Below are 10,410 nucleotides of genomic sequence, written 5' to 3'. Positions count from 1 at the left end.
CAGAACGGCGGGTATGCGGGCAGCGGTTGTTTTATCCAGCGGGAGGTAGCGCACCGGGGCGCATTTTGGGGGAGGCAATGCGGCGGGGTTACGGCGCATTGTTGTAGGTTTTGAGCAGGGTACTCATGTTCTGCCCTTCGAGTTTTTTCTGGATGCCGATCGCCTGGTCTTTGCTGGCGTAGGGGCCGACGAGGACGAGGTAGTGTTTGTTTTCGCCGTAGATGACTTCAACCGGCAGGTCGCCCAGCGCCGCTTTTTTCCGCATTTGTTCGGCCTGTGTCTTGTCTTTGAAGGCGCCGACCTGGATGCGGTAGTTCGCGCCTTTGACGGTTGGCGGGCGCGGTTTTTTTTCGGTTTTGGCGGCGGCAGGTTTGTCTGTTTTGGCAGCGGGCGCGGCGGCTTCGGCGCGGACTTCTTCGCTGCGGCGCTGGAGTTCGTTGTAGAAGGAGTATTTTGGCTGGCTGCTTTTGCGCGGGGTGCTGGCTATCGCCGGGCGTGCCGGTTTGGCGGCTGCGGCGGGCTGTGCTTTGGCGATTTGCGGGTTGGCGTCGTCGCTGCGGCTGTTGCCGTCTTTTTGCCCGAACATATTGCCCAGCACGAAGCCAAAGACGATGAGGACGACCGCCATCATCGAGCCGCCGAGGAAGCGGGCGGCGAGGTAGTTGTCCGGTTTGTTTGGTTTTTTGGCCATTACATCCGTTCCCTGGCAGCGACGCCGATGATGTTCAGGCCGTTGCGCAGCACCTGGCGCACGGCGTGGGTGAGTAGCAGGCGGGCGTCGCGCAGCGCGGCGTCGTCGTGCAGTACTTTGTGGCCGGCGTCGTAGTATTGGTGCCAGGCGCCGGCGAGGTCTTTGAGGTAGTTGACGATGAGGTGTCCCGCCATTTGGTTGCCCGCTGCGGCAATGGTGTCGGGGTAGCGGGCGAGTTCGCGCAGGAGCGCTTTTTCTTCGGGTTCGGTGAGGTGTTCGCGCGCTGCAAGGGCGGCGGTTGGGTCGAAGTTGATATTTTCTTCGCGCGCGCGTTCGAGGACGCGGCTGGTGCGCGCGTGGGCGTACTGGACGTAGTAGTAGGGGTTGTCTTTGCTGTGCGAGACGGCGAGGTCGAGGTCGAAGTCGAGGTGTTGTTCGGGTTTGCGCATGATGTAGTAGAAGCGCGCGGCGTCGGAGCCGACTTGGGCGCGCAGGTCGCGCAGGGTGACGAATTGGCCGGAGCGGGTGGACATTTGGATTTTTTCGCCGTTTTGGTAGAGCACGGCGAATTGCACCAGGGTGATGTCGAGTTTTTCGGGGTCGAGGCCGAGGGCGGCGAGTGAGGCGCGGACGCGCGCCATGTAGCCGTGGTGGTCGGCGCCGAAGATGTCGATCATGCGGTCGTAGCCGCGCTGGTATTTGTCGTAGTGGTAGGCGATGTCGGAGGCGAAGTAGGTGGTGATGCCGTTTTCGCGTTTGACGACGCGGTCTTTTTCGTCGCCGAAGTCGCTGGCGCGGAACCAGAGCGCGCCGTTTTGTTGGTACAGGTAGCCGCGCGCGCGCAGGATGTCCAGCATTTGTTCGATGCGGCCTGCGGTGAACAGTGAGCGTTCGGAGTACCAGCGGTCGAAGGTGACGCCGAATTGTTGCAGGTCTTCGCGGATGTCGGCGACTTCGGCGTCAAGTCCTGCGTCGAAGATGGCGCGGTAGTCGGCTTCGCCGAGGGTTTGTTTGAGGGCGGCAATGGCTGCGTCTATCCAGGCGTCGCGTTCGCCGTTGTCGATGGCTTCTGCGCTCCATTCTGCCGGGTGGGCGGGTACCCAGTTTTCCGGGGCGTGGTAGTGCTGTTCGCCGTAGCGGGCGTAGTGTTCGCGCGCGATGTTTTTGACGTAGTCGCCCTGGTAGATGCCTTGTGGCAGGGCGCGGTCGCTGCCGCATTCTTGCATATAGCGCCAATAGACGGAGAGGGCGAGGATGTCCATTTGTCGCCCGGCATCGTTGACGTAGTATTCGCTTTCGACGTGATGACCGTTGGCGCGGAGGATGTTGGCGAGGGTCGCGCCGTAGGCGGCGCCGCGTCCGTGGCCGACGTGCAGCGGCCCGGTCGGGTTGGCGGAGACGTATTCGAGCAGGATTTTTTGTGGGTGTTCGGCGGTGTGGCGGCCAAAGGCGTCGCCTTCGCGCACGATGTCTGCCAGGACGGCGCTGTCGCTGCCGCTCTCAAGGCGGATGTTGATGAAGCCGGGGCCTGCGATTTCGAGGGCGGCGACGCCGGGGATTTCCGGCAGGGCGGCGATGAGGGCTTCGGCGAGTTGGCGCGGGTTCATGCCGAGGGTTTTGGCGTGTTGCATGGCGACGTTGGTGGTGTAGTCGCCGTGCGCGGGGTTTTTGCTGCGGCCAAGTTCCGGGGTTTGGGCGAGTTGATTCGGGTCAATTTGTTGTTTTTGTGCGACGGTGTGCAGGGCGGCAGTCAGGCCAGTCAGGATGCGGGTTTTCACGGGTTTTCTCGCGGAAGGTCTGTGTGGGTTGTAAGCGCTTTATTCTAGCTTCTTGCCAAAAGGTTGCCAATTGGTTTTGTTTTTTGCATGGCGGCGTTTTCTGCTGCGATTTTGTGCATTTTCTCACGTCTTTTGTGGTTTTTTATTGGCTTTGAAATCAGCATGATGTGTTTTAATGTGTCTTTTTACAGTCAGGTGTGTTAAGTTGCTCTCATGTTAATTTAACAGTTCTTCAACAGAAGTTCTGTGCAGGAGTGTTGGTAATGAACAGCGAGCAGTTCAGGTTGTTAGGGATTGAGGCGGATTTTTTTGCTGCCGATGGCAGTTATGTCCGCGTGCCTGATGAGGTTTTGTCCTCGCTCGCGGCGATTTTGACCGCGCCCGGCCAGCCGTTTGTCGCCGATTTTGACGAGGTGTTCAATATTGCGCCGGAGATGGTGTCGCTGTTGCCGGTGGGCGGGGTATTGTCGCGCTGTGCCGCCGCGTATTTGCTCGATGAGAAGGGCAACAGTCTGCCGTATTCGTTTGTGATGATGGAGGGCGAGCGGATTGAGTTGCCGCCGCTGCCGCCGGGGTATTACACGCTGGAGTTGCACGGCGCGCACCAGATGCGGCGCTGTCTGGTGATTGTGGCGCCGAAGCAGGTGTATCAGCCGGAGATGTTGCGTCAGGGCGAGCGGTTAAGCGGGATGAATGTGCAGGTGTACAGTCTGCGTTCGGCGTTTAACTGGGGCATTGGTGATTTGGGCGATTTGCGCCGTCTGGCGATGGATTTTGGCGAGGACGGGATTGATTTTCTCGGCATCAATCCGCTGCACGCGCTGTTTTCGTCGCGGCCCAATTGGGCGAGTCCTTATAGTCCGTCGTCGCGGCGCTGGTTGAACCCGATTTATATTGATGTCGGCGGGATGCAGTTGTTTCAGACGTCGCCGTCGGCGCAGGCGTGGTTTTCGGATGCGGAGACGCAGGCGGTGCTTTCGCGGTTGCGCGAGGCCGACTGGGTCGATTATGCGCAGGTAATGGCGCTGAAGATGCGCGCGCTACGCCTGATTTTTCATGATTTTGTCTCGCAGGAGGCGTTTGTCGCCGCACGCGGGACGTTTGAGGAGTTTGTCCACCGAGGCGGGCGGGAATTGCGGCTGTTTGCGACGTTTGAGTCGCTTGATCATCATTTTTATGCGCAGACCGCGTCGATTCCGTTCAGTGAGGATACGGTCGGTTGGCTCGGCTGGCCGGAGGCGTACCGTTACCCGGACAGTGCGGCGGTGCAGGCGTTTGCGGTGTCGCACGAGGCGGATATCCGTTTTTATATGTGGCTGCAATGGGTGATGGCGGAGCAGCTGGATTTGGTGCGCATGGCCTGTCATGAGGCGGGGATGGCGCTGCGGCTGTATGGTGATTTGGCGGTTGGCGTGTCGCGCGGCGGCGCGGATACATGGATTCACCGCGAGATGTACTGTTTGCAGGTGTCGATTGGCGCGCCGCCGGACGAACTGGGCCCTGCCGGGCAGAACTGGAATTTGCCGCCGCTGCATCCGCAACGGTTGAAGCGCAGCGGTTATCGCGTGTTTATCGAGATGTTGCGCGCCAATATGCGCGTCTATGGCATTTTGCGCATTGATCATGTGATGGCGCTTTGTCGCCTTTGGTGGATTGCTTATGGCAACAGCGCCAATTTTGGCGCCTATGTGCGTTATCCGATTGCCGATTTGATGGCGATTTTGTCGCTGGAGAGCCACCGTGAACGCTGTGTGGTGGTCGGTGAGGATTTGGGCATTGTGCCGGAGGAGATGCGCCGCGCGCTGCGTGAGTACGCCGTCTATTCGTACAGCGTGATGTATTTCAACCACAACGACGGCAATTACTGGATGCCGGAGTATTACCACGATCAGGCGCTCGCCGTGGTCAGTACGCATGACCTCGCGCCGCTGTTGGGTTTCTGGACGAACAACGACATCGAGACGATGAACGGGCTGGGCGTCTTTGAGACCCCGGCGCAGTACCAGCAGTTGCTGGCGCAGCGGCGGGAGCGCAAGCAGCAGATTCTCGCGGCGCTCAGGCAAGCGGACGTGCTGGACGCGAGCCACGACGGCGAGGTGCTGGACCATGCGATTGTGCTGGCGCTGCACCGCTTTGTCGCGATGAGCCGCAGCAAGCTGTTTGCCATCCAGCCGGAAAACCTGTTGCCGATTACCGCCTCGTTCAATATTCCCGGTATTGCCAACGCGTATCCGAACTGGCGTTACCGCCTGCCGGAGGACATCGCGGCGATGGGCAAAGACCCGCAATTGCACGCGATGCTGCGCCATATCGTTGCCACCCGCGCCCACGTCCGCGAGCGCCAGCCCACGGCGGTGGTCGTACCCGCATCTGTTGCCACACTGATAGGAGGAGTAGAAGTGACATCCGTTGATAAATACCTGATAGACCAGCTTTTTGCTGGCACCTTTGCCGACCCGTTCTCATACCTGGGGCCGCATGAAAGCGGCAGCGGCGTGATTATCCGCGTGCTGCTGCCGGGGGCGGACGCGGTGCGCGTGCTTGCCAAAGACGGCAAGAAGCCGCTGGCGGAGATGAGCGTGCTGGACGAACGCGGCTTTTTCATCGCCACGCTCAATGCCGACCCGCGCCTGCATTACCTGCTCGAAGTGCAGTACGGCGCGGACAAATACATTATTGAAGACACCTACCGCTTCACCTCGACCCTGCAAGATTTCGACAACTGGCTGCTCGCCGAAGGCACGCACCTGCGCCCGTACGAAAAATTCGGCGCGCACCTGATGCAGCACGGCGACGGCGTTTCCGGCGTCAATTTCAGCGTCTGGGCGCCGAACGCGCGGCGCGTCTCCGTCGTCGGCGACTTCAACTTCTGGGATGGCCGCCGCCATGTCATGCGCTTCCACCCGCAAAGCGGCATCTGGGATATCTTCGTCCCCAACCTTGAAGAAGGCGCGCTCTACAAATACGAAATCCTGGACGCCAACGGCAACATCCGCCTCAAGTCCGACCCGTATGCCTTTGCCGCGCAAATGCGGCCGGAGACCGCCTCGAAAGTCGTCCGCCTGCCGGAAAAACAACCCTACAACCCTGAGCGCATCGCTGCCAACGGCATCGACGCGCCCATCAGCATCTACGAAGTCCACCTCGGCTCATGGCGGCGCAACCCGGAAAACAACTACTGGCTCGACTACGAACAACTCGGCGACGAACTCATCAGCTACGTCAAGGAAATGGGCTTTACCCATATCGAACTGCTGCCGCTGTCCGAATTTCCCTTTGACGGCTCCTGGGGCTACCAGCCGCTTGGCCTCTACGCACCGACCAGCCGCTACGGCAGCCCGCAAGCGCTGTGCGACTTCATCCGCAAGGCGCACCAGGCAGGCATCTACGTCCTGCTTGACTGGGTCGTCGGCCACTTCCCCACGGACGAATACGGCCTCGTCCGCTTCGACGGCACCCCGCTCTACGAACACGCCGACCCGCGCGAAGGCTACCATCAGGACTGGAATACCCTCATCTACAACTTTGGCCGCCACGAAGTACGCAACTTCCTCACCGGCAACGCGCTCTACTGGGTTGAACACTACGGCGTGGACGGTCTGCGCGTTGATGCCGTCGCCTCGATGATTTACCGCGACTACTCGCGCAAAGAAGGCGAATGGGTGCCGAACCAGTACGGCGGGCGCGAAAACCTCGAAGCCATCAACTTCCTGCAACGCACCAACGCCATCCTGCAAAACGAACAGCGCGGTGCCGTCTCCATCGCCGAAGAAAGCACCGCCTTCACCGGCGTCAGCCACCCCACCGAAATCGGCGGCCTCGGCTTCCAGTTCAAATGGAACATGGGCTGGATGAACGACACCCTGCGCTATATGCGCGAAGAGCCGGTACACCGCAAATACCACCACAACCTGCTCACCTTCGGCATGATTTACCAGTACAGCGAACACTTCGTCCTGCCCATCTCGCATGACGAAGTCGTACATGGCAAAGGCTCGCTGCTCTCGAAAATGCCGGGCGACTGCTGGCAAAAATTCGCCAACCTGCGCGCCTACTACGGCTATATGTGGGGCTACCCCGGCAAAAAACTGCTGTTCATGGGCTGCGAATTTGCCCAGGGGCGCGAATGGAACTACGAAGAAAGCCTCGACTGGCACCTGCTTGACCCCGAATACGGCGGCTGGCACGAAGGCGTACAAAAATGGGTACGCGACCTCAACCACGCCTACCGCGACCACCCGGCACTGTGGAAACAGGACTGCCAGCCCGAAGGCTTTGAATGGCTCGTTGTCGATGACGCCGAACAATCCGTGGTCGCCTTCGCCCGCCACGACGGCAAAGGCAACCCGGTCATCATCATCAGCAACTTCACCCCCGTCCCGCGCGAAAACTACCGCATCGGCGTCAGCCAGGCAGGCACCTACCACGAAATCTTGAACTCCGACGACGCGCAGTACAACGGCAGCGGCATGAGCGGCGGCAAAACCGTCCATACCGAAAGCGTCGGCAGCCACGGCAAGCCCCAGTCGCTCAACCTCACCCTGCCGCCGCTCGCGACCATCTACCTCGCGCTCGACACCAGCGGAGCAGGCGCGTGATGAAACACAAACCGCCGCTGCTCTGCCACCCCGGACGACCGTACCCGTTGGGCAGCACACCGATGACCATCGCCAACCATCAGGGCGTGAACTACGCCCTGATGAGCCGCCACGCGACTGCCGTCACCCTCTGCCTCTTTGACGACGACGGCGAAGAACGCCGCGTGCGCGCCCACAAAAGCGGCGACATCTGGCACGTTTTCGTCGCGGACAGCGGCGTCGGCCAGCACTACGGCTGGCGGGTCGATGGCGAAAACCACGGCGGTGGCCGCTTTAACCCCCGCAAACTGCTGCTTGACCCCTACGCCAAAGCCATCGACCGCCTGCCGCAATACCGCGACGCCGACGAACTCGCGTACTACCATCACGACGACCCGCGCGACAACGCCGCCGTTGCGCCAAAAAGCATTGTCGTCGGCGCAAGCCGCTTTGACTGGGAAGACGACGCGCCGCCACGCACCCCGTGGAAAAACACCATCATCTACGAGGCGCACGTCAAAGGCTTCAGCCGACAAAACCCCGCCATCCCGCGCGACATCGCCGGCACCTTCGCCGGCATGGCGCACCCGGCGAGCATCGCCTACCTGAAAAACCTCGGCATCACCGCCGTAGAACTCCTGCCGGTGAGCCAGCATCTGGACGAAATCCACCTGCAACAACGCGGCATGAGCAACTACTGGGGTTACAACGTCTATGCGCACAACATCCCGGACAAACGCTACGGCAGCGCGGATGACCTCAAACACCTCGTCAAAACCCTGCACCGGGCGGGCATCGAAATCATCCTGGACGTGGTTTACAACCACAGCGCCGAACAGGACATCTACGGCCCCACCCTATGCCAGCGCGGCATCGACAACCAGCACTACTACTGGCTGAACGACCACGGCGACTACATCAACCACACCGGCTGCGGCAACGCGGTGAACCTCGCCCACCCCGAAGTGATGCAATGGGTACTGGACAGCCTGCGCTACTGGGTGCGCGAATACCACATCGACGGCTTCCGCTTCGACCTCTGCACCACCCTGGGACGCACCCCGGCATTCGACGCCCGCGCCGGATTCTTCACCGCCATCCAGCAAGACCCGGAACTGGCGGGCATCAAAATGATTGCCGAACCGTGGGACATCGGCCCCGGCGGCTACAACCTCGGCCAGTACCCGGCGCGCTTCTCCGAATGGAATGGCCGCTTCCGCGACGATATGCGCGGCTTCTGGCTGTGGGAAAACGGCTGGCTGGGGGCGCTCGCCCAGCGCATCAGCGGCAGCGACGACATCTTCCGCCACGACTGGCGCGAAGCCCACAGCTCCATCAACTACCTCACCGCGCACGACGGCTTCACCCTGCATGACCTTGTCACCTACAGTTACAAACACAACGAAGCCAACGGCGAAGCCAACCGCGACGGCGACAACCACAACTACTCCTGGAACCACGGCGTCGAAGGCGAAAGCGACGACCCCGCCATCCAGACCGAACGACTGCGCAGCCGCAAAGCCATGCTTGCCAGCCTGCTGCTTGCGCAAGGCGTGCCGATGCTGCTGTCCGGCGACGAACGCGGCCACAGCCAGCACGGCAACAACAACAGCTACTGCCAGGACAACCCCACCACCTGGATTGACTGGCAGCACGACCACCCCGAACTGCGCGAGCACATCCGCGCACTCATTGCCCTGCGCCAACAACTGGCGGCGGACGGCATCTACGACGACTGGTGGCACAGCGACAACGCCCGCTGGTACAACGCACACGGCGAAGCCATGTGCGACACCGACTGGCACAACGAAGCAAGCAAAGCACTGGTACTGGAATTACAGGACAAATACCTGATTCTGTTCAACGCAAACCGGGGTGAACAACACTACATCCTGCCTGCGGGCGACTGGCAACCGCTCCTCGGCGACGGACTGAAACAACCAAACCCCCGTGAGGCCAACCTTGCGCACATGAGCGTGAGCGTTTTGCAAAAAACACAAAACGGCACAAAACCCAACACCCTGACAGGAGCACACCCATGACACCGAAAGAAACCATCTACCCGTCCAGAGACGAAATCGCCAACGAAACCCTCGTCCTCATCCTTGCCGGCGGACGCGGCTCCCGCCTCTTTGAACTCACCGACCAGCGCGCCAAACCGGCGGTGTACTTCGGCGGCGGCCACCGCATCATCGACTTCGCCCTCTCCAACTGCATCAACTCCGGCCTGCTCAAAATCGGCGTCATCACCCAATACGAAGCGCACTCGCTCCTGCGCCACCTCCAGCACGGCTGGTCCTTCCTGCCGCGCGAACGCGGACAATTCGTCGATATGCTGCCCGCGCGCCAACAACTCAACGACCAAACCTGGTACCGGGGCACCGCCGACGCCGTCTGGCAAAACGTCCACATCATGAAAGACCACTACCAGCCCAAATACGTCGTCATCCTCGCCGGTGACCACATCTACAAAATGGACTATATGCAGATGATCCGCGACCACATAACAAGCGGCGCCAAAGCCACCGTCGGCTGCATCGAAGTGCCGCGCGAACAGGCGACCGCCTTCGGCGTCATGGCCGTGAACGAAAAACTCAAAGTCAAAGCCTTCGTCGAAAAACCCGCCGACCCGCCCGCCATGCCTGACCGCCCCGGCTCCTCGCTCGCCTCAATGGGCATCTACGTCTTTGACGCCGACTACCTCTACCAAGTCCTTGAGCGCGAAGCGACCAGCCCGGAAACCTCGCACGACTTCGGCAAAGACGTCATCCCGGCAGGCGTGCGCGAAGGCGTCGTCTATGCGCATCCCTTCGAAAAATCCAGCAAAGGACGCAACACCCAAGGCACCATCTACTGGCGCGACGTGGGCACCATCGACAGCTACTGGAGCGCCAACATCGATCTCGTCAGCGAATACCCGCAACTGGATATGTTTGACGAAAGCTGGCCGATACGCACCGTGCCCAAACAAACCGCGCCGACCAAATTCTTCTACAAGCACAGCCACGCGCGCACCATCGACAACTCGCTCATCGGCGGCAGCGGCGTCATCACCGATGCCGAAATCAGCAACTCCGTCATCTTCGACCGCGTCCAGGTGTCAGAAGGCTCGCACATCGACTACGCCGTCGTCCTGCCCCAAGTACGCATCGGCAAAAACTGCGTGCTGCGCCGCTGCATCATCGACCGCAACTGCGCCATCCCGGATGGAATGCAAATTGGCGTCGATGCCGAACTGGACAAACAACGCTTCCGCGTCAGCCAGGGCGGCGTCGTCCTCGTCACCAAAACCATGCTCAAAGCACTGGCCGACAAACGCGAAAAAGCAGCGGAGGACTAAAAAACAACAACCAAACGACCCCCT

5 protein-coding genes are annotated in these 10,410 nt (G+C 60.7%); 3 read left to right on the top strand and 2 right to left on the bottom strand.

The window, feature by feature from the left end; all coding sequences use genetic code 11:
- Window positions 1-88 precede the first annotated feature (88 nt).
- Together Q0349_RS02480 and argS are read right to left on the bottom strand one after the other, a co-directional pair.
- Window positions 89-691 carry an SPOR domain-containing protein gene (locus tag Q0349_RS02480; RefSeq protein WP_298079284.1) on the bottom strand — a complete coding sequence of 201 codons (603 nt, stop codon included), beginning with the start codon at window positions 689-691 and terminating at the stop codon, window positions 89-91.
- Window positions 691-2,469 (bottom strand): arginine--tRNA ligase, encoded by a 1,779-nt coding sequence (gene argS, locus Q0349_RS02475; RefSeq protein ID WP_298079283.1) that lies wholly within the window; start codon window positions 2,467-2,469, stop codon window positions 691-693. Before argS ends, Q0349_RS02480 begins: the two co-directional genes overlap by 1 nt.
- A 263-nt stretch (window positions 2,470-2,732) precedes the next feature.
- On the opposite strand from argS, the gene glgB reads away from it, so the two are divergent.
- Genes glgB through glgC form a run of 3 tightly spaced genes read left to right on the top strand, consistent with a single transcriptional unit; the run spans window position 2,733 to window position 10,386 of the window.
- Complete coding sequence (gene glgB, locus Q0349_RS14030; protein ID WP_366916257.1) at window positions 2,733-7,067, top strand: 1,4-alpha-glucan branching protein GlgB; 4,335 nt, start codon at window positions 2,733-2,735, stop codon at window positions 7,065-7,067.
- Window positions 7,067-9,088, top strand: a complete 2,022-nt coding sequence (glgX, locus tag Q0349_RS02460) for a glycogen debranching protein GlgX (RefSeq protein ID WP_298079286.1) — start codon at window positions 7,067-7,069, stop codon at window positions 9,086-9,088. Before glgB ends, glgX begins: the two co-directional genes overlap by 1 nt.
- Window positions 9,085-10,386: a glucose-1-phosphate adenylyltransferase gene (gene glgC / locus Q0349_RS02455; protein ID WP_298079280.1), complete on the top strand. Its 1,302-nt coding sequence runs from the start codon at window positions 9,085-9,087 to the stop codon at window positions 10,384-10,386. Before glgX ends, glgC begins: the two co-directional genes overlap by 4 nt.
- Window positions 10,387-10,410: the final 24 nt, after the last annotated feature.

This window comes from uncultured Cardiobacterium sp. (assembly GCF_938028185.1).
Lineage (GTDB): Bacteria > Pseudomonadota > Gammaproteobacteria > Cardiobacteriales > Cardiobacteriaceae > Cardiobacterium.
This window is presented reverse-complemented; position numbering and strand designations above follow the sequence as displayed.

What these genes read in the sequence shown, in the direction of transcription:
- Q0349_RS02480 (WP_298079284.1), bottom strand. Translation starts at nt 691, where the DNA reads ATGGCCAAAAAACCAAACAAACCGGACAACTACCTCGCCGCCCGCTTC.
- glgB (WP_366916257.1), top strand. Translation starts at nt 2,733, where the DNA reads ATGAACAGCGAGCAGTTCAGGTTGTTAGGGATTGAGGCGGATTTTTTT.
- glgX (WP_298079286.1), top strand. Translation starts at nt 7,067, where the DNA reads ATGAAACACAAACCGCCGCTGCTCTGCCACCCCGGACGACCGTACCCG.
- glgC (WP_298079280.1), top strand. Translation starts at nt 9,085, where the DNA reads ATGACACCGAAAGAAACCATCTACCCGTCCAGAGACGAAATCGCCAAC.